This is a genomic window from Sphingomonas sp. UYAg733 (assembly GCF_054057355.1).
The window spans coordinates 13,470-32,059 of the sequence record NZ_JBSRZE010000001.1 but is presented as its reverse complement, the minus strand read 5'-3'; the positions used below and the strand labels follow the sequence as shown (position 1 = coordinate 32,059).

Sequence of the window (18,590 nt, the reverse complement as noted above, 5' to 3'; positions counted from 1 at the left end):
GGGGTCAGCCGAGCAACGGCAAATGCACTTGGATGAACAGCCAGATTGCCAGCCCGACCAGGATCAGCAACGTGCCGACGATGCCGATCGACCGGGTCGCGGTCGGTGGTCCGGGCGGGTTGAACAGCCCGATCGCATTGAGCAGTCGGCAGGCGACAAAGGCCGCCGCGACGATGCCCAGGGGGGCGTGGCTGGCGTCGTTGACTTCGAGCAGCGCAATCAGGATCAGCCCGATCGGTGCATATTCGGTGAGGTTGCCATGCGCGCGGATGGCGGAGGTCAGGCTGTGCTGACCGGCGTCGCCGAACGATGCGCGGTGTTTCATGCGCATGCGGATCGTGGCGACCGACAGGATGACCAGCAACAGCGCAAGCGCGACCGCGGTCAGTGCGGTGATCGTCAGGTGCATCGTTCTCTCCGTATATCTTACGGAGACGATGTTACGCCCGATCGAAGAGCAAGGCTATCTCAGGCGGCGCGAGCGGTCGTCATCTGTAGCCAGGCGCGCGCGGACTTTTGTGCGACGGAGATTTCGCGCGCAGTCATATCCTCGGATATCTCGCTGCGGCAGAGCTGCGCCGCCTCGCTGCCCGCGACCGCGGCAAGGTTGAACCATTTATGTGCCTCGATCAGGTCGATATCGATCCCGGCCGCGCCGCTCGAATAGACCATGCCGAGATCATAGCACGCATCCGCATCACCGCGCGCCGCATCGGCGAGCCGGCTCTCGATCAGGAACTGTGCGCTTTTCAGGCTGCTGCCCATGTCATTTAACCCCCATTAACCATTTCTACCGGGGCGACCTTGCCGGTCCGGGGTCAACAAATGGTTAACGAGCGTTAGGGCTGTTTATTCGCCGGCCTCGATCGGGTCGATCGCGAGGTTGTCGATCAGCCGCGTCGTGCCGATCCGTGCGGCGGCAAGCAGACGTCGGGGCTGCATTGGCTCACCGCCAGGCGCAAGCGTCACGGCATCGACCAACTCGACATAATCAACCTCGAAGCCCGCTGCGCCCAAGGCGTCGCGCATGGCCTCCAGCGTGGTCTCCGGATCGTCGCCGCGGCCGATCGCCCTCGCAGCCACGCCGAGCGCACGCGGCAGCGCCACGGCACGGGCGCGCTGTTCCTCGTCGAGATAGACGTTGCGCGACGACAGCGCGAGGCCGTCATCCTCGCGCTGCGTCGGCACGCCGATGATTTCGATATCCATATCCAAGTCGATCACCATGCGGCGGATCACCGCGAGTTGCTGGAAATCCTTCTCGCCGAAATAGGCGATGTCGGGACGGACCTGGTTGAACAGCTTGGTGACGACGGTCGCGACGCCGTCGAAATGTCCCGGCCTCGTTGCGCCGTCGAGCCCGTCACTGACTCCGGCAACCGAGATGTTGGTGGCGAACCCGTCCGGGTACATTGCCTCGACCGGCGGCACCCAGAGCAGGTCGCAGCCCGCCTCTTTCAGCATGCGTGTATCGGCGGCTTCCTTGCGCGGGTAGCGCGACAGGTCCTCGCCAGCGCCGAACTGCCTGGGATTGACGAAGATCGACGCGATCACTCGCGTGCCCGGCCGCTTCGCCGCCTCGATCAGCGCGATATGTCCCGCGTGCAGCGCGCCCATCGTCGGCACCAGCGCGACCCGCGCACCTTCCGCGCGATATGACGCGACTGCCTCACGCAGGGACTCGGTCTGACGGATGGTTTGCACGCTGGTCGGGCCTTCGATATGGACAGGCGATATGGACGGTCGGGCCTTCTATGAGGCGCGGTCCAGCCTAGCAACCAGGGGATGTAACAGACTTTGTCGACGGTTGCGCAAAAGCCACAGGTGCGGAAACCGCACATTATCGTGTTCGCCAATGAAAAGGGCGGCACGGGGAAATCGACGACCGCGGTGCACGTCGCGATCGCGCTGGAAGCGCGCGGCGCGCGGGTTGCTGCGTTCGACCTCGATCATCGCCAGCGCACCATGGGACGGTATCTCGACAATCGCGCCGAGACATCGAAACGAACCGACCGCGAACTACCGATTCCTCGCCATGCGACGCACGATGGCGAAAGCCTGACGCGCTTCGAGGAGGTGTATGAGTCGCTCACCCGCGATTGCGACTTCCTGGTCATCGACACACCCGGTCGCGACGACCGCTTTGCGCGCCTCTCGGCGCAGCGCGCGGATACGCTGGTCACGCCGATGAACGACAGCTTCGTCGATTTCGACCTGATCGGGCAGGTTGATCCGGTGACCTACAAGGTGACCCGTCCAAGCTTCTATGCCGAACTGATCTGGGATGCGCGCAAGGCACGCGCCAAGGCCGATGGATCGACCATCGACTGGGTCGTGCTGCGCAACCGCGTCCAGCATATCGAGGCACGCAACATGCGGCGCGTGTCGGAGGCGCTCGATCAGCTGGCGAAGCGAGTCGGCTTCCGCATCATCCCGGGCCTTGGCGAGCGCGTTATCTATCGCGAGCTCTTCCCCAAGGGCCTGACCATGCTCGACGCGCGCGAATTCGGTGAAATGGGTCTTGCCCATGTCGCCGCACGCCAGGAACTGCGTGAGATGATGGGCGCGCTCGCTTTGCCCGAACCTGTCTTGCCGTTGTTCGCTTGAGCCCGCGGTCATGATCTTCAAAATAATTGTCGCTGTGCTGGTTGCTTATACTGGCTGGTACCTGTGGCAGGGCCCGAAAAGGACGCACCGGCGAATTCGGCCGGAGCCGCCGAATGGCGATGATATAGCGGCGCGCGAGGTGTTGGGCGTGCCAGCGGAGGCAAGTGAGACCGAAATCCGCGCCGCGCATCGCCGCTTGATCAACGCCGTCCATCCGGATCATGGCGGTTCCGCCGAACTGACGCGTCGGGTCAACGCCGCGCGCGACGTGTTGTTACGGCGCCGTTGAACTTTCCGGCTCGCGGAAGATTGGGCGACTGAATTACATCCACGGAGTTTCTTCGAATGACCCATGTTTTCGATCCCACATCTCTGCGCGAATATGACATTCGCGGCATCGTCGGAAAAAGCTTGGGTCCGGCCGACGCGGCCGCGATCGGGCGGGGTTTCGCGACGCGTGTGCGACGCGCCGGCGGTACGCGCGTCGCGGTCGGGTATGACGGGCGGACCTCGTCGCCTGAGCTCGAGGCCGCGCTTATCGCCGGGCTGACCGCATCGGGTGTCGATGTCGTGCGCACCGGTATGGGCCCGACGCCGCAGCTTTATTATGCCGAGGCGATCCTGGAAGTGGATGGCGGCATCCAGATCACCGGTAGCCATAATCCGGGCGATTATAACGGCTTCAAGATGGTGCTTCAGCATCTGCCCTTCTTTGGCGCCGACATTCAGGACCTGGCCAAGCTGGCCGGAACCGGCGACTGGGAAGAGGGTGAAGGCGTGGTCACCGAAGTCGATATCGTCGATGACTATGTCGGCCGTCTGCTCGCCGGTTATGCCGGTGGTGCGTACCGGATCGGCTGGGACGCCGGCAATGGCGCGTCGGGCCCGGTGATCGAGAAGCTGACCAAGCTGCTGCCCGGCGAACATCATTTGCTGTTCACGGATGTCGACGGCACTTTCCCCAATCACCATCCTGATCCGACCGAGGAGAAGAATCTCGCCGATCTGAAAAAGCTGGTTGCTGAGAAGCAACTCGATTTTGGCCTTGCCTTTGACGGCGATGGCGACCGCATCGGCGCGATCGACGGTCAGGGCCGGGTCATCTGGGGCGATCAACTCTTGTCGATCCTGGCCGAACCGGTACTCAAGGAACTGCCTGGGGCGACGATCATCGCCGATGTGAAGGCGTCGCAGGCATTGTTCGACCGGGTGAGGGAGCTGGGTGGCGAGCCGCTGATGTGGAAGACCGGCCACAGCCTGATCAAGACCAAGATGAAGGAAACGCATGCACCGCTCGCCGGCGAGATGAGCGGACATATCTTCTTCGCGCATGATTATTATGGGTTCGACGACGCGCAATATGCCGCCGTCCGGTTGATCCGCGCGGTGCACATGATCGGCAAGTCGATGACGGAGATCAGGGGCGCGATGCCGGCTTTGGTCAACACGCCGGAGATGCGCTTTCAGGTCGATGAGAGCCGCAAGTTCGCGGTGGTCGAGGAAGTGTTGAACCGGCTTGAAAGCGCAGGCGCCGATGTGAACCGCACCGACGGTGCGCGGGTCAATACGCCCGATGGCTGGTGGCTGCTGCGTGCGTCGAACACACAGGACGTGCTCGTCGCTCGCGCCGAAGCGAAAGACCAGGCCGCGCTTGGCCGGCTGCTCGCGATGATCGACGCGCAGCTTGCCGAGAGCGGATTGGTGCGCGGGGAACAGGCGGGGCACTGATCCTTGCTAAGCCCCGCCTTCGAAAGGGAGGGGCTTAGCAAGGAAGAAGTGACTCGCATTTCGCCCCGGCAACCGCCACCTAGAACGCAATGCCTCCGCCGCCTCCCCAGATCATCCGCGTTGTCGACCTCGAAACCACCGGCCAGGCGCCGCCTGCGCACGGTGTGTGCGAGATCGGCTGGCAGGATGTCGCGCTCGGTGCCGATGCCCGCTGGGAACTGCAGGGCGAGGGCGGCGCTCGCTTCGTCAATCCGGGGCGGTCGATCCCGCCGCTGACCCAGGCAATCCATCACATCCTCGACGAACAGGTTGCCGATGCGCCTTTCTGGCATGATGTCGCGCGGCCGGTGCTCGATCCCTGGCCGCGCCGGATCGCGCTCGCCGCACACCGCGCAGACTATGAGATGAAATTCTGCACGCCCGCGCTGACTCATAATGCGCAATGGATCTGCACCTGGAAATGCGCGCTGCGGCTTTGGCCCGACAGCCCAAGCTTTTCGAACCAGATGCTGCGTTACTGGCGCAAGCCCGAGGGGATGATCCATGAGCGCGGCCTGCCCGCGCACCGTGCCTTCCCCGATTCCTATGTCACCGCCTTCCACCTCCGCGACATGCTCAACGAAGTCGGTGTGGCCCAGCTGGTCGAATGGTCCAATCTGCCCGGTCTGTTGCCGAGTGTCCGGCAGGGGCCGGATCGCGGCAAGGACTGGCGCGAAATCAGCGACGATTCGCTCGCCATCTTCCTCGGCGACCGCGATATCGATGTGCGCTTCACCGCGGAGACCGAACTGGCGCGGCGTCGTGGCGGCGGGATCGTCGGCCGCGACAAACCCCAAGGCACGCTTTTCCAGGATTGATCGAGGTCAAGATAGAGATGCTGGTCTTTGGTTCTTATCGGTCATAATGCGGTGAGATGTTGCGCACGCTCGTTAGACGGCTCGGGTTCCGGGAGGCCTGGGTCGGACGGGCATTGATCGCGTTCATGGTGATCGGCTTTCTCAGCCTGCTCGCCGCCGGGTTCGGCGCCTATCGCACCACGACCCGCAACCAGGCGCACACCGAAGCGGTCAATCACACTTACGAGGTGGAGATCGCGATTAATCAGGCGAGCATCGTTCTCGAACAAGGCGAAACGGCGCGGCGCGGTTATCTGCTCACCGCGCAGCCGGTCTATCTCGATACCTACCGGTCGAACGCGGCGAAGCTGTCCCCCGCGCTGAACAAGATCGCCACGCTTGCGGCGGACAATCCGCGTCAACGGGCGAATATCGCCCGGCTCAAACGGCTGGCGGCGGAGTTGATGGACCAGCGCGATCGGACGATCGCGCTGGTCGGTGGCGGTCGGCAGGCGGAGGCGTTTCGAATCTTTGCCGACGAAACCGGAGCGCGCCGAATGCGCGGCATTCGCGATCTCGGCACCGCGATGGGCAATGAGGAGCGCCGGTTGCTGACCATTCGCGATGCCGAACAACGCGCTAGCGTGCGGAAATTTTACGGCACCTTGATCATCGCTGGCGTATTGCTGCTGCTGGTGGCCATCGCCTCGGTGTTGACCGTATTGCGCTATACGCGTGACCTTGGTGCTTCGCGCGATGTGTTGCGTGATTTTGCCGATTCGCTCGAGGGACTGGTCGCCGAGCGCACCGCCGATCTCTCGCGCGCCAACGAGGAGATTCAGCGCTTCGCCTATATTGTCAGCCATGACCTGCGCAGCCCGTTGGTCAACGTGATGGGCTTCACCGCTGAACTCGATGCCGCGACCGTGGCGATCACCGAACTGATCGACCGCGCCGAGGAATCCGCACCGGATATCGTCACCGAAGAGGCGCGGCTGGCGGCGCGAGAGGATCTGCCCGAGGCAATCGGTTTCATCCGTGCCTCGACGCAGAAGATGGACCGGCTGATCAACGCGATCCTGAAATTGTCGCGCGAGGGGCGCCGCGTGATCGCGCCCCAGCCGATCGACATGAATGCGCAGGTCGAGACGATCGGCGCGACGATCAAGCATATGATCGACGATCGCAATGCGACATTGATCGTCGAGGGGGAATTGCCCGGCCTGGTCAGCGATCGGCTGGCGATCGAGCAGATCTTCTCCAATTTGATCGAGAATGCGGTCAAATATCTTCAGCCGGACCGCCCCGGCAGAATTATCGTACGCGGGTCGCGCAGCGGGCCGCGCGTGACCTATGAGATCGAGGATAATGGCCGCGGCATCGCGCCGGGCGACCATCAGCGCGTGTTTGATCTGTTTCGCCGCTCCGGCCACCAGGACCAGCCGGGCGAAGGCATCGGCCTCGCTCATGTCCGCGCCCTGGCCTATCGTCTCGGCGGCATTATCGACGTCAGCTCGGAACTTGGTAAAGGTGCGACGTTCCGGCTGATGCTGCCCGCCACCCTTTCCGAAGCACAGGATAACCGCAAATGAACGACCATCGCTCCGTCAGCATTGTGATGATCGAGGATGACGAAGGCCATGCCCGTCTGATCGAAAAGAACATCCGCCGCGCTGGCATCCTTAACGATATCACCCATTTCACCGATGGCACCAGCGCGCTGCACTATCTGTTCAACGACGCGAACGGCCCGGCGCTCAACGGCCCCGCGCTGGTGCTGCTCGACCTCAATCTGCCTGATATGAGCGGGACCGACATCCTCGCCAAGATCAAGAGCGAGCCCGCGTTGAAGCGCACGCCGGTCGTTGTCCTCACCACCACCGACGACAAGGTCGAGATCCAGCGCTGCTACGATCTGGGTTGCAACGTCTACATCACCAAGCCGGTCAATTACGAAAGCTTCGCCCAGGCGATCCGGCAGCTCGGCCTGTTCCTCTCGGTCATTCAGGTGCCTGACATCGAGGGTCAGGCTTGACTCCGACCGTGCCGATCAAAGTCCTTTATATCGACGACGACGCCGGCTTGCGTACGCTGGCGGCGAAGTCGCTGACGCGCCGTGGCTATGCCGTCACGCTCGCCGAGGGTGGGGTCGAGGGATTGGCGCTGGTTGGCACACAGGATTTCGACCTGATCGCGGTCGACCATTATATGCCCGGCATGGATGGGCTGGAGACGCTGAAGAAGCTTCGTTCGCTCCCGGCGTCACCCCCCGTCGTCTATGTCACGGGATCGGAAGAGGGCCGCATCGCCGTCGCCGCGCTCAAGGCCGGCGCCGCCGATTATGTCGTGAAGACCGTCGGCAGCGATTTCTTCGACCTGCTCACCGCCGCGTTCGACCAGGTGCTCGCACGTGCGGCGCTGGAGCGCGACAAGCGCGCCGCGGAGGAGCAATTGCGCGCGAGCAATGCACGGCTCGAAACATTGCTTAGCGAGGTCAATCACCGCGTCGCCAACAGCCTCCAGCTCGTCTCGGCGATGGTGCGACTACAGGCCGGCGCGCTCGATGATGGCGGCGCGCGCGATGCGCTGGAGGACACGCAGCGTCGCATCGCCGCGATCGCCCAGGTCCATCGGCGTCTTTATACCTCGAACGATGTCGAGAGCGTCGACATGCAGGAATATCTTGGTGCGCTCATTGAGGAGCTGGGCGAAACCTGGTCGAGCAACGCAGCGCCGCTGACCTTGTCGCTGGCCGCCGATCCGATCCGGATGAAGACTGATCGCGCCGTGTCGCTCGGCGTGATCGTCACCGAGTTGGTCACCAACGCATGCAAATACGCATATCCCGTCGGTCGCCCTGGCGAAGTGCGGATCGCGTTGAGCCAGGCCGATGCCGAGCATTTCGTCCTTGCGGTCGAGGATGACGGCGTCGGCATGGCCGAGAACGCACCCGCGCGCGGTACCGGCCTGGGCACCAAGCTGATTCGAGCGATGGCGCAGAGCCTGCAGACGATTGTCGAGTACGACGCCGCTCATACCGGAGTGCGTGCAACATTGCGTGGCGCACTCAACTGATCCAATTCAGCCCGGCTTGCGGAACTTGTAGATGAACTGGTCGGTCTTGCCGCGCACCGTCTTGTCGAACACCGGCAAACGGTGATCGTCGGCCGGGTTGGCGAGCAACGCGCTTTCGCCGACGAACTCGAAGCCGGCGGCGGTGAGCTGTGACTTGACCGTTGCCGGGTCAATCCGGTGCAGCGTATCGGTATCGCGCATCGCCGATCCCGCTTGCGCGACATGGTCGATGATCAGGAAAGTACCACCCGGTTTCAGGGCCGCGAGCACCTGCTTGTTGAACACTGCCGGATCGATCGACCCCATGAATTTGTCGGGATAGTCGTGATAATTCTGCGCGGTGAAGACCAGATCGACCGGCTCTGCCGCCTGTAATGTGGTCGCCGGCTGGGTCGACGCACTGACATTGGCGAAGTCGGTCGAACCAGTGAGCTTCTGATAATCGAGCACATTGGTGCGCGCTTCGGCGGCATAGGGCTGCGGCCAGATGCCATAGACATGGCCCGACGGACCAACAGATTTGGCGAACAATCTGGTCCAGTATCCGCCGCCGGGAATCAGGTCGATCACCTTGTCGCCGCTTTTGACCCCGGCAAAGGCGAGAATCTCGGGCCCGTGCCGCGTCGCATCGGTGGTGCGCATATCGCCGCGTGCCGGATCGGCGGTCGCCGCGGCGATATTGGCGGGTAGTGCGCCGCTCTGCGCCGCTGGAGCGAGGCTGTTGGCCGCCGGCTCCGGCGTCGCGGCCGGACCGCACGCTGCGAGCGTGCCGGCCGCGAGCGCGGCCATGACGATCGACTGTTTCATGATGGATGCCTCCCCCTGGTCGATCAGTGCGGCTTGCGGAACCTGAAGACGAACTGGTCGGTCTTGCCCCGGATCGCGGGGTAGAAGACCTTCGTTTTGTGATCGTCGGTCGGATTGGCGAGCGCGTCCGAACTGCCTTCAAAGGTAAAGCCGGCCGCCAGCACCTGGCTCTTGACCACTGCCGGATCGATACGGTGCAGCGTCTCGGTGCCGTTCAAACCGCTCCCCGCGGCATCCGCATGGTCGATGACGACATAGACGCCGCCAGGTTTGAGTGTCTTGAATACCGCCGCGTTGAATGCCGCCAACCCTGCTTCGCCGCGGCCGCCATTGGGAATGTCGTGATAATTCTGCACGGTCCAGAACAGATCGACCGGCGCCTCGACCGTCGGCAGTGGCGCGGTCTGCAGCTCGGCGGTGACATTGGTGAGGTTGCGTCCCTTCAGCGCCGGGAGCTGCTTTTCGGCATAGCCTGCCGCCGCCGCTGGCCATAATGCGAGAACATGACCGTCAGGTCCGACGACGCCAGTGAAGATGCGTGTCCAATATCCCGATCCCGGAAAGAAATCGATCACGCGATCGCCCGGCCTGACACCGGAAAAGGCCAGCACTGCTGCGGCCTTGCGGCGCGCATCGTCGCCGGCCTGATCGGCGCGCGCCGGATCGGCCAGCGCCTTGGCAATGACCGCGCTGCCGGTATCGGCGCCCGCCACCGACAAAGGAGCGATCGGCGTCCTGGCCTCGATCCCGGTCATTCCGGCACCGGCAACGATCAACCCGGCCAGCGCCAGCCCTGCAAACATCACTGCCTTCATCACCGCTCTCCTGCCATATGGTCGCGCCGTCGTTATACGGCGTTCGTTACGGTGCGATGATAGGCGCTTGCGGGCACGCGTCCATCGGAAAGCTTGCATGATGCCGAACGGCCCGCCCGCCGATACGAAACCCGCCGCCGGCGCGGTTTCGTATCACGCCTCAGACGTCGAGATTGGCGACGCTGAGCGCATTCTCCTGGATGAACTCGCGGCGCGGTTCGACCACATCGCCCATCAAGCGGGTGAATATCTCGTCCGCAACATCGGCCTGGTCGACCTCGACGCGAAGCAGTGAGCGGTTCTGCGGGTCGAGCGTGGTTTCCCACAATTGCTCGGCGTTCATCTCGCCCAGACCCTTGTAGCGCGAGATCGCCAGGCCCTTGCGGCCCGCCGCGAGCACCGCATCGAGCAACTGGCTCGGCCGCGCGACCATCGTCTCGCCCTTGCCGACCGCGATCGGTGCATCCTCGTCTTCCGCCTCACTCGCCGCATCCGCTTCGGCCTGGGCGGCGCTTGCCGCCCTGGTCGAGATCAGCTTGGCGGTCTGCGTGAAAGATTCCGCCTGCTCGAGCGCCAGTGCATGGAGCTTGCGTGCCTCGGCCGAGACGAGAAACGCGGCTTCGATGATGTGGTGGTCGGTCACACCGCGCCAGGCTCGTTCGAAATGGATGCCGCCCTCTTCGGTCAGCACCGCGGTCCAACGCGCCTCGGGATCGGCGGCGATCAGGCCGGTCGTCACCCCGGCGACCCGCGCCACGCGCTCGGCGCGGCTGGCATTGGGGTCGAGCGCACTCCCCATCGCCAAAGCCTCGACGATCGTCGGGTCGTACCGCCGCGGGACATAGCGCATCAGCGTGCGCATGCGCCGGGCATGATCGACCAGGCTGCGCAGGTCGGCGCCCGAACGCGCGCCGCCGGCGGCGCCTTCGAGCAGGGTACCGGCAACGCCATTCTCGACCAGATATTCGTCAAGCGCGTTGTCGTCCTTCAGATACACTTCGCTACGCCCGCGCGTCGCTTTGTAGAGCGGCGGCTGCGCGATGTAGAGATACCCGCCGGTGATGATCTCCGGCATCTGGCGATAGAAGAAGGTCAGCAGCAGCGTGCGGATATGCGCGCCGTCCACGTCTGCGTCGGTCATGATGACGATCTTGTGGTAACGCAGCTTCTCGATCTTGAAATCGTCGCGGCCAATGCCGGTGCCCATAGCCTGGATCAAAGTGCCGATTTCGCGGCTCGACAGCATCCGGTCGAAACGTGCGCGCTCGACGTTGAGAATCTTGCCGCGCAACGGCAGGATCGCCTGGAAATGCCGGTCGCGGCCCTGCTTCGCCGATCCGCCTGCGGAATCACCCTCGACCAGGAACAGTTCGGACTTGGCCGGATCGCGTTCCTGGCAATCGGCAAGCTTGCCGGGCAGTGAGGCGATATCCATCACGCCCTTGCGCCGGGTCAGCTCGCGCGCCTTTTTGGCGGCTTCGCGCGCGGCGGCGGCGTCGATGATCTTGGCGACGATCGCCTTGCCGTGCGCTGGATTCTCCTCGAGCCATTCGGCAAGCTTGTCCGCCATCAGGCTTTCGAGCGGTTGGCGCACTTCGGACGAGACGAGCTTGTCCTTGGTCTGGCTGCTGAACTTCGGATCGGGCAGCTTGACCGAGACGATCGCGGTCAGCCCTTCGCGCATATCGTCGCCGGTCAGCGTGACCTTTTCCTTTTTCAGGAGGCCCGATTTTTCGGCATAATTGTTCAGCGTGCGCGTCATCGCCGCGCGGAATGCGGCCATATGCGTGCCGCCGTCGCGCTGCGGGATGTTGTTGGTGAACGCGAGGACGTTCTCGTAATAGCTGTCGTTCCACTCCAGCGCGACGTCGATCGTGACATCGTCGCGCGTGCCGCTGATCGCCACCGGATCGGGCATCAGCGGGATCTTGTTGCGGTCGAGATATTTCACGAACGCGGCGATGCCGCCCTCGTAATAGAGCTCGACCGCTTTCAATTCCTCGTGCCGCGCATCGTTGAGGAACAGCCGCACGCCCGAATTGAGGAAAGCGAGCTCGCGATAGCGATGCTCGAGCTTCTCGAAGTCGAATTCGGTGATCTTGAAGGTGGCGGGCGAGGGGAAGAAGGTGACCTTGGTGCCCTTCTTGACGCCAGTAGCAGTCTTGGGCGCGGGACCGACGATCTTGAGCGGTGCGACCGCATCACCGAAGGCGAAGCGCATATAATGCTCTTCATTGTCGCGCCAGATTGTCAGGTCGAGCCATTCGCTGAGCGCATTGACCACCGAGACGCCGACGCCGTGCAGTCCGCCGGACACCTTGTACGCATTGTCGTCGGAGGTATTCTCGAACTTACCGCCGGCATGGAGCTGGGTCATGATGACCTCGGCCGCCGACACGCCTTCCTCGGTGTGGATGCCGGTCGGGATGCCGCGGCCATTGTCTTCGACCGACACCGATCCATCGGCATTGAGCGTGATGTCGATCCGGTCGCAATGCCCGGCCAGCGCCTCGTCGATCGCATTGTCGCTGACCTCGAACACCATGTGGTGGAGGCCGGAGCCGTCATCGGTATCACCGATATACATGCCGGGGCGTTTGCGCACCGCATCGAGGCCCTTCAGGACCTTGATCGAGTCTGCGCCATAGTCGTTCGTGTTGGGGTCTTCAGCCATACCGAGCATATAGGGATTCACACTCGGAAACGGAAGCAAAATGGCGGCCCGCGCCCGGCACCCGGGGGATGCGCGGTCGCGGGCCGTGGAGTCTGTTTGAAAGTTCGCCGAAGAGCGAGTTTCGAAGCTTTTTATTCGCTCTTGGTTGTCACCGTTGTCGTGGTTTTCTCGGCGGTGCGTGCCGGGGTGCTCGACCGTTTCACGACGCGACGCACGGGCTTGCGCACCGCGACTCTCTTACGCGTCACGGTCGCTGGCGCCGCGGACTTTACCGTCTCGGTCGTGATCGTCGTCGTGGTCGGCGCGGGGGCCGGCGGCGCGATCACGATCGGAGCAGGTGGTGGCGTGGCGCGCGCGGCGGCCGCATCGGCGGCGGCGGCATTGGCATCCTGTTGCGCGGCCTGGGCGCGGGCATTGGCGGCCGCGGCCTCCTGTTGCGCATCGGATGCCGCAGCGCGCTCGGCATTCGCCGCTTCGTTGCGATTACGCTCGGAAAGGCCGATCGCCGTATCGGCGAGCTCGGAAGCGCGATTGGCCCCGGCGATCGCCTCGTCCTTGCGCTTGGCGGCGAGATCCTCCTCCGCGCTGCGCAATGCGGCCTGGGCCTGGGCCTGCAGCCGGGGCACTTCGCCCGACGCGCCCAGCTTGTTCGCCGCGTCGACCTTTGCCTTGGCCGCGGCGATCGCCTCGTGCGCGCGATCGGACTTGCCGCGCGCAAAAGCGGGCGTCGCGGATGATAACAATAGCGCCGAAACGCACAATGCGCGCGTCATCATTGAATAGTTACGCATGATTCTTCTCCTTAAATTCGGATACGGCGACGTAACGAACTTCGTGGTAACGAAGTTCCGCTACATCATCCGCCGCGGTCGATTGTTGCACCGCCCGCCCGCGAAGGGCGAACGGCGCTCCGCTTACTCAATCGATACTGCTGAAACGATCGGCACGTTGGCCAAGCAGGGTCACCTCGACACGACGGTTCTGGCGCATGCCAGCCGCCGTTGCGTTGGTCGCGACCGGATCGCCCTCGCCATGTCCCACGACCGCGAAGCGCGCGCGGGTCACACCCATCTCGTCGAACGCGGCGCGGACGCTGTCGGCGCGGCGTTCGGACAATGCCTGGTTGTGCGCATCGGTACCGCGCGAATCGGTATAACCGTCGATCGTAACGCGCACGCCGCGTTCCGATCGCAGATAATCGGCGAGCGGGCGCAGCTTGTCGATCGCACCGGGGCGCAGCACCGCGCTGTCGGTCTTGAAAAGTACATCCTCTTGCAGGCGCAGGGTTGCGCCGCGCGCGGTCTGGCGGAAACCATAACTCCGCATTGCGCCGCGATCCCAATGCCCGCCGCGTTCCTCGACCGCCACGACATGATCGCGGCTGTCCCAGTCGAAACGATCGCGGCGCGGGCCGGCGACACCGGCAAAGGCGCGATTGGCGGCCCGTGCCTCGCGCGGATTGACCCGGCCATCGCGGTTAAAATCGAAATTCCGCATAACGAAAGCGCGGCCGCGATTGGTTGCGCGCAGTTCCGGATAAAGGATCGGCACGCCAGCCCCGATCAGGCGATATTCGCGGGTGCCGTGGCGGCCACCGCCCCAGTCCCAGCGGTCCTGTGCGGCGGCGGGGCCGGCGCTTGCCAGAAGCGCGAAGGCGGCTGCCGCGATAGGGAAGATCGGCTTGTTAAACTTGCTCATCATTCGTCTCCTCGGCCCCCGCCGATACAGCTCAGGTGCCATGAGACGCTTGAACATCGTCTGAGTTGCCTCGACAGGCTGAGTTCAGCAGGCGGAAGTCGGCAGAGTCAGGCGAAAAGCGTCGCCGCCGAGCGCGGAGAACAAACCGTCTTCGGTGCCGGTCATCCACACCTGCCCCTTGCCAGTCAGTCGTGCAAACAAGGCGGCGCGGCGGCTCGGATCGAGATGTGCCGCGACCTCGTCGAGCAACAGGATCGGCGCATGGCCAGTGCGCGCGGCGACGAGATCGGCATGGGCAAGGATCAGCCCGAGCAGCAGCGCCTTTTGCTCGCCGGTCGAGCAAAGCGCCGCCGCCTGGCGCTTGCCCAAATGAGTTACGGCCAGGTCGGTGCGGTGCGGACCGACCAGCGCACGCGCCGCCGCCATGTCGCGCGATCGGCCGCGTGCGAGATCGACCGCGAGTGTGTCGCCGCCGCCGGTCCAGCCATCCAGCGTCAGTCCCGCCCGGGCGAAGGGGCCTTCGGGCTGCTCGGTCAGTGCGTCGGCGAGCAGGTCGACCGCCTCGCGCCGTGCCAGGTCGATTGCCGCGCCATGCTCCGCCATCTGCGCTTCGAGCGCGGTCAGCCAGTCAGGATCGGGCGGCAGGTCATCGGCGAGCAGCCGGTTGCGTGCGCGCATCGCCGCCTCGTAGCGATTGCTGTGCACCGCATGGGCGGGATTGAGCGCGAGCGTCAGCCGGTCGAGGAAACGCCGCCTTTCGCTCGCCGGCTCGACGAACAGCCGGTCCATCGCCGGGGTCAGCCACAGCACGCTGAGCCATTCCGACAATGCGGTCGCGGCGACCGGCGCACCCTGGATGCGCACGATGCGGCGTTCTGGGGCGGAGACCTGTGTGCCGGTGGCGATCTGGATCGCCTCATCCTCTACCATGCGGGCGGATAGCAGTGAGGCTGCCACGCCAAATCCGCCCGGGCCGCCCTGTCGCGCCATCTCTCCGAGCGCCGCCCGCCGCAGTCCGCGCCCGGGCGCGAGCAGCGAGACCGCTTCCAATATATTGGTCTTGCCCGCGCCATTCTCGCCGGTCAGCACGACAAAGCCCGGCCCCGGCGCGATCACGGCGTCGGCATGGTTGCGAAAATCGGTCAGGACGAGGCGAGCGAGCATGAGCGCGAACGCCTTAGCGCGAAACGCAATCGCGAGTGCGATTTTCGCAAACGGTCGCGATGGAACGAAAGCTCACCTCAACCGCTGCGGCCTCATCGCGCAGGAATCGCGATTCGCCACCATCGCAACCGCCGGAGATTTCATGCGCCTGCCGCTCATCCCGCCCGCCGACCTGACCGATGCACAGAAACCATTATATGAGGATATGAGGGCCGGAATCGCGTCCAATTTCAACGATTTCAAGACGATCGACGCGAATGGCGCGCTGATCGGGCCGTGGAATCCGTGGCTGCACGAACCGGTGATCGGCAAGGCGGTGTGGGATCTGACCAAGGCGATGTCGATGCAGGCGACCTTGCCGGATGGCGCGCGTCAGATCGCGATCCTGGTCACCGGCGCGCATTTCGACGCGGCGTACGAGATTTACGCGCATATCGCGGTCGCCGAACGCGAGAAGATGCCGGCCAGGCGGCTGTCCGAACTCTGCGCCAATATCAAGCCGGTCGATCTCAGCGATACCGAAAGCGTCGCCTATGATGTCGCTTTCGCGTTGGTCAATGGCGGCGTGTTGCCCGAGCCCTGCTACCGGCTCGCCGTCGCGACCTTCGGTCAGCACGGAGCGAACGAACTGATCTATCTTGTCGGGCTTTATGGACTGGTATCGATGACGCTCAACGGCTTTAATGTGCCGGTGCCCGAGCGCGACTGACCGGATTGTTTGCGCGGGGTGCGGACACCCTGCCTAAACCGACATTTAGGCGGCGAGCTTCTCGGGCACTGTCTTGGTCTCTTCACGGCGCGCACTGAGATAGGACGCCATTTCGGCGCCAAGTTCCTTCTGCGCGTGCAGATAGACAATCGGCGTGGCGATGCTGAGCCGCGCACGCGCCGTGTCGAGCGGTTCATGCAGTAGCTGCAAATAATCCTCGCCGGAAATCCATTTCGCCTTGCGGCCGTTGCGATAGCCTTCCCACACCGCCCGGGCGAACAACGTGCCGCCAGTGACCCTCAGGCTCTTGAGCGCGGCCGCCGCGCCGATAAACGCCCAGCCGAGCCCGCCAACCTGGGCATAGGAGAAGGCGACCAAAGCCGCTTCGCCCAGGCTCTCATCGGCCTTGTAGCCAGTCAGCACGTGCCAGATGTCATGCGTGTCGCGCACCCGCCGCCCGAACCAGGCATAGGGGTGGAGCATGTCCTCTTCATTGTTGATCTTGCTGATCTCGGCCAGGCCATCGGCCGAATAGCCCGTGGCCTCGAGAAAATCGCGATAGGCCGCGCCGACTGTGCCCGGCGCGAAGCTCGCGACGAATGCCTTGTCGGTGAAACGCTGCGCCAGTTCGACTTGGTCGTACGCGATCCGCCCACCCTGCGCAGTCGCGATCAGCTTGGCATAGTTCATCGGCGCATTGCCGACGTTCAGCGCGCGCATGATGCGGAAAACCTGCGTGGTGTCGTCTCCATTGGAGAGCAGCTTGCGGATCGCATCGAACGCGGTGCGCCAGTCGCGACGGCCGGAAGTACCGGGAAAGGGAGGAAGCTTTGCCATCGATTCGATCCTTACTGACAGCAGTGTCAATAAGTCTGGGTGACTTGGCTGTCAAGAAGCGAAGCGCTTGGCCAAGCCTAGCCAAGAGCAGGAAAAAATGTACGGGTGGTCCGACCGCCACCGGTCCAAAGCTGGAAATCAAGCTGACGCCTTCCAATTCCCGGGTCACGCGACTGCCCTATCTCGCAGTTCTTGCTCTTACCGCGTTCGTGTTGGCTGATCTGTCGTTCCGGGTGCGGGTGACCAATTATTTCGGCGGCACGACCGACGACCAGCGCTATCTCGAAGCGGCGCTGGCATGGCTGATTCAGGGGCCGCATGCCGGCACAACGCATTGGTCGTTGCGCCATCCATTGGTGTTGTCGATCGTCGCGTCGTTCAAGGCGTTCGGCATTTCGATTGCCTCGCTGCAACTTGTTCCTCGGCTCTATGCCGACCTGTTGGTGGCGGTGACCAGCGCGATGCTGGCGCGCACTGCCGGGCCGCGAGCCGCGCTGCTGTGGGTGGCGCTCGCGCTGACCTCTCCCATCCTGCACGAAATGGCGACAAGCTGCTTTCCGGAGATGCTGGAACTGACCTTCGGCGCCGTGTCGCTTTGGTTGTTCTGGGAGGCGCGCAAGGGGAAACGATGGAGCGGCGCGTTACTGCTCGGGTCGGGCGCGGCGCTCGCGCTGGCGACGCTGACGCGGGAAACTGCGGTCGGCATGCTGGCGCTGTACGCCTTCGCCTGGGCGCGGGGCCATGCCCGGCCGTTCGGAGCCTTATGGTTCGCAGCGGGATTCCTGCCGCTCATTGCGTTCGACACGTTGTGGCTATGGTCGCATACCGGCGATCTGCTCTATCGCCTGCATGTCGATGAATCGCATATCGGCATCTATAGCGATCACCTGCGCGGCGGCGTCTATCATGGCCGCGCGTTCCTCAATCCCGATCTGGCGTCGCGCTGGCTGCCGAGCGGGCCGGTCAGGCTGCATTGGGCGATCGACCCGCTACTCAACTTCTTTGCCGATCCGCGCTTCGGGCTGGTGTTCATCGCCTGGGCCGTGCTGGCATTGGCGCGGCCCACCCGGCCACTTTCCGGGACGCTCGCCGCGCGTGCGATGCCGACGTTGCTCGCGGTCGCGACCATTTCTTATCTTGTCGTCACCTGGGCGCTGACCTTGCGTCCGCAGCCGCGCTATTATCTGTTCGCGGTCTATGCGGCGACGATCGCCGTCGCGTTACTGGCCGGGCAGCCGCTGCGGACCATATGGACGCGGCGCTTGCAGGGCATCTTTGTCGGCCTGGTGTTGTTTGGCGGCGTGATCACCATCCTGTTCGCGCCCGATCGGCAGCGCGACGCGCGAGTGATCCTGCCCTGGCTTGAACGGCACCCCGACACGATCCTGCATTTCGAACGCAAGGAAGCCGAGCGGTTGGCCTTTCCCGCCATTCTCGCCAGCGTGCGCCATCAGGTCAGCGCCCGGACTCCTGCGGTCGGTGAGGTGCGCGTGCGCGTGCCATCCAGCCCGGGAACTGTGACGCGCGATCGCTATCAGTGGCAGCGCGTGACAACGCTTTCCGAGCCGCGGCTGTTTCCCTATCTCAATCGTCCACGCCAGCTGATCATCGAGCGCCGGTTGCGCTGACCGATATTGTGC

General features: G+C 64.0%; 19 protein-coding genes. 9 read left to right on the top strand and 10 right to left on the bottom strand.

All coding sequences use genetic code 11. The annotated features are described in order from the left end of the window. Nucleotides 1-4 precede the first annotated feature (4 nt). The 3 genes from ACVWZA_RS00160 to panC form a co-directional block, all read right to left on the bottom strand. A complete protein-coding gene (locus ACVWZA_RS00160; RefSeq protein WP_457309052.1) occupies nucleotides 5-409 on the bottom strand; it encodes an MAPEG family protein in 405 nt (134 codons plus the stop codon). Nucleotides 410-468: 59 nt separating this feature from the next. Beyond that, entirely contained in the window at nucleotides 469-765 is a 297-nt protein-coding gene (locus ACVWZA_RS00155; protein ID WP_457309050.1) for a hypothetical protein, read from the bottom strand. A gap of 84 nt (nucleotides 766-849) precedes the next feature. Continuing rightward, the gene (panC, locus tag ACVWZA_RS00150) at nucleotides 850-1,704 is read right to left on the bottom strand and encodes a pantoate--beta-alanine ligase (RefSeq protein ID WP_457309047.1); all 855 of its coding nucleotides are present in this window, start codon (nucleotides 1,702-1,704) and stop codon (nucleotides 850-852) included. A 120-nt stretch (nucleotides 1,705-1,824) separates the two neighbouring features. Between panC and ACVWZA_RS00145 the strand changes: the two genes are divergently transcribed. From ACVWZA_RS00145 to ACVWZA_RS00115, 7 genes are all read left to right on the top strand, one after another. Beyond that, nucleotides 1,825-2,607 carry a division plane positioning ATPase MipZ gene (locus ACVWZA_RS00145; RefSeq protein WP_457309045.1) on the top strand — a complete coding sequence of 261 codons (783 nt, stop codon included), beginning with the start codon at nucleotides 1,825-1,827 and terminating at the stop codon, nucleotides 2,605-2,607. Between the two features lie 10 nt (nucleotides 2,608-2,617). After that, a complete protein-coding gene (locus tag ACVWZA_RS00140; protein WP_457309043.1) occupies nucleotides 2,618-2,896 on the top strand; it encodes a J domain-containing protein in 279 nt (92 codons plus the stop codon). Between the two features lie 56 nt (nucleotides 2,897-2,952). Further along, nucleotides 2,953-4,335, top strand: coding sequence for a phosphoglucomutase/phosphomannomutase PgmG (pgmG, locus tag ACVWZA_RS00135; RefSeq protein WP_457309041.1), 1,383 nt, complete (start codon nucleotides 2,953-2,955; stop codon nucleotides 4,333-4,335). 89 nt (nucleotides 4,336-4,424) lie between these two features. Further along, nucleotides 4,425-5,192, top strand: a complete 768-nt coding sequence (locus ACVWZA_RS00130; RefSeq protein ID WP_457309039.1) for a 3'-5' exonuclease — start codon at nucleotides 4,425-4,427, stop codon at nucleotides 5,190-5,192. Between the two features lie 56 nt (nucleotides 5,193-5,248). Then, nucleotides 5,249-6,763 (top strand): sensor histidine kinase, encoded by a 1,515-nt coding sequence (locus tag ACVWZA_RS00125; protein ID WP_457309037.1) that lies wholly within the window; start codon nucleotides 5,249-5,251, stop codon nucleotides 6,761-6,763. Next, a complete protein-coding gene (locus ACVWZA_RS00120; RefSeq protein WP_183109956.1) occupies nucleotides 6,760-7,206 on the top strand; it encodes a response regulator in 447 nt (148 codons plus the stop codon). The genes ACVWZA_RS00125 and ACVWZA_RS00120 overlap by 4 nt, the downstream gene beginning before the upstream one ends. Before the next feature lie 8 nt (nucleotides 7,207-7,214). After that, on the top strand, nucleotides 7,215-8,246 hold the full coding sequence (locus tag ACVWZA_RS00115) for a response regulator (protein ID WP_457309035.1): 1,032 nt from the start codon (nucleotides 7,215-7,217) through the stop codon (nucleotides 8,244-8,246). A 6-nt stretch (nucleotides 8,247-8,252) separates the two neighbouring features. Here the strand turns inward: ACVWZA_RS00115 and ACVWZA_RS00110 are convergent, their stop codons facing one another. From ACVWZA_RS00110 to recF, 6 genes are all read right to left on the bottom strand, one after another. Further along, complete coding sequence (locus ACVWZA_RS00110; RefSeq protein WP_457309032.1) at nucleotides 8,253-9,053, bottom strand: class I SAM-dependent methyltransferase; 801 nt, start codon at nucleotides 9,051-9,053, stop codon at nucleotides 8,253-8,255. 23 nt (nucleotides 9,054-9,076) lie between these two features. Next, nucleotides 9,077-9,868 (bottom strand): class I SAM-dependent methyltransferase, encoded by a 792-nt coding sequence (locus ACVWZA_RS00105; RefSeq protein ID WP_457309030.1) that lies wholly within the window; start codon nucleotides 9,866-9,868, stop codon nucleotides 9,077-9,079. Between the two features lie 160 nt (nucleotides 9,869-10,028). Next, nucleotides 10,029-12,542, bottom strand: a complete 2,514-nt coding sequence (gyrB, locus tag ACVWZA_RS00100; RefSeq protein WP_457309028.1) for a DNA topoisomerase (ATP-hydrolyzing) subunit B — start codon at nucleotides 12,540-12,542, stop codon at nucleotides 10,029-10,031. 131 nt (nucleotides 12,543-12,673) lie between these two features. Continuing rightward, nucleotides 12,674-13,333, bottom strand: a complete 660-nt coding sequence (locus ACVWZA_RS00095; protein WP_457309027.1) for a hypothetical protein — start codon at nucleotides 13,331-13,333, stop codon at nucleotides 12,674-12,676. Between the two features lie 127 nt (nucleotides 13,334-13,460). Continuing rightward, on the bottom strand, nucleotides 13,461-14,240 hold the full coding sequence (locus ACVWZA_RS00090; protein ID WP_457309026.1) for an OmpA family protein: 780 nt from the start codon (nucleotides 14,238-14,240) through the stop codon (nucleotides 13,461-13,463). Between the two features lie 84 nt (nucleotides 14,241-14,324). Further along, a complete protein-coding gene (recF, locus tag ACVWZA_RS00085; protein ID WP_457309025.1) occupies nucleotides 14,325-15,404 on the bottom strand; it encodes a DNA replication/repair protein RecF in 1,080 nt (359 codons plus the stop codon). 142 nt (nucleotides 15,405-15,546) lie between these two features. On the opposite strand from recF, the gene ACVWZA_RS00080 reads away from it, so the two are divergent. Continuing rightward, nucleotides 15,547-16,113: a carboxymuconolactone decarboxylase family protein gene (locus ACVWZA_RS00080; protein WP_457309024.1), complete on the top strand. Its 567-nt coding sequence runs from the start codon at nucleotides 15,547-15,549 to the stop codon at nucleotides 16,111-16,113. 45 nt (nucleotides 16,114-16,158) lie between these two features. Here the strand turns inward: ACVWZA_RS00080 and ACVWZA_RS00075 are convergent, their stop codons facing one another. Next, nucleotides 16,159-16,950 carry a Coq4 family protein gene (locus ACVWZA_RS00075; protein WP_457309023.1) on the bottom strand — a complete coding sequence of 264 codons (792 nt, stop codon included), beginning with the start codon at nucleotides 16,948-16,950 and terminating at the stop codon, nucleotides 16,159-16,161. Between the two features lie 212 nt (nucleotides 16,951-17,162). Here ACVWZA_RS00075 and ACVWZA_RS00070 point away from each other — a divergent pair, with 212 nt between their 5' ends. Further along, a complete protein-coding gene (locus tag ACVWZA_RS00070; protein ID WP_457309022.1) occupies nucleotides 17,163-18,578 on the top strand; it encodes an ArnT family glycosyltransferase in 1,416 nt (471 codons plus the stop codon). The last annotated feature ends 12 nt before the right edge of the window (nucleotides 18,579-18,590 follow it).

Bases quoted from the DNA above. Each gene is read 5' to 3' on its own strand.
- ACVWZA_RS00160 (WP_457309052.1), bottom strand. From the start codon at position 409: ATGCACCTGACGATCACCGCACTGACCGCGGTCGCGCTTGCGCTGTTG.
- ACVWZA_RS00095 (WP_457309027.1), bottom strand. From the start codon at position 13,333: ATGCGTAACTATTCAATGATGACGCGCGCATTGTGCGTTTCGGCGCTA.
- ACVWZA_RS00120 (WP_183109956.1), top strand. From the start codon at position 6,760: ATGAACGACCATCGCTCCGTCAGCATTGTGATGATCGAGGATGACGAA.
- recF (WP_457309025.1), bottom strand. From the start codon at position 15,404: ATGCTCGCTCGCCTCGTCCTGACCGATTTTCGCAACCATGCCGACGCC.
- ACVWZA_RS00140 (WP_457309043.1), top strand. From the start codon at position 2,618: ATGATCTTCAAAATAATTGTCGCTGTGCTGGTTGCTTATACTGGCTGG.
- ACVWZA_RS00105 (WP_457309030.1), bottom strand. From the start codon at position 9,868: ATGAAGGCAGTGATGTTTGCAGGGCTGGCGCTGGCCGGGTTGATCGTT.
- ACVWZA_RS00130 (WP_457309039.1), top strand. From the start codon at position 4,425: ATGCCTCCGCCGCCTCCCCAGATCATCCGCGTTGTCGACCTCGAAACC.
- ACVWZA_RS00110 (WP_457309032.1), bottom strand. From the start codon at position 9,053: ATGAAACAGTCGATCGTCATGGCCGCGCTCGCGGCCGGCACGCTCGCA.
- ACVWZA_RS00155 (WP_457309050.1), bottom strand. From the start codon at position 765: ATGGGCAGCAGCCTGAAAAGCGCACAGTTCCTGATCGAGAGCCGGCTC.
- ACVWZA_RS00125 (WP_457309037.1), top strand. From the start codon at position 5,249: ATGTTGCGCACGCTCGTTAGACGGCTCGGGTTCCGGGAGGCCTGGGTC.
- pgmG (WP_457309041.1), top strand. From the start codon at position 2,953: ATGACCCATGTTTTCGATCCCACATCTCTGCGCGAATATGACATTCGC.
- ACVWZA_RS00080 (WP_457309024.1), top strand. From the start codon at position 15,547: ATGCGCCTGCCGCTCATCCCGCCCGCCGACCTGACCGATGCACAGAAA.
- ACVWZA_RS00090 (WP_457309026.1), bottom strand. From the start codon at position 14,240: ATGAGCAAGTTTAACAAGCCGATCTTCCCTATCGCGGCAGCCGCCTTC.
- gyrB (WP_457309028.1), bottom strand. From the start codon at position 12,542: ATGGCTGAAGACCCCAACACGAACGACTATGGCGCAGACTCGATCAAG.
- ACVWZA_RS00075 (WP_457309023.1), bottom strand. From the start codon at position 16,950: ATGGCAAAGCTTCCTCCCTTTCCCGGTACTTCCGGCCGTCGCGACTGG.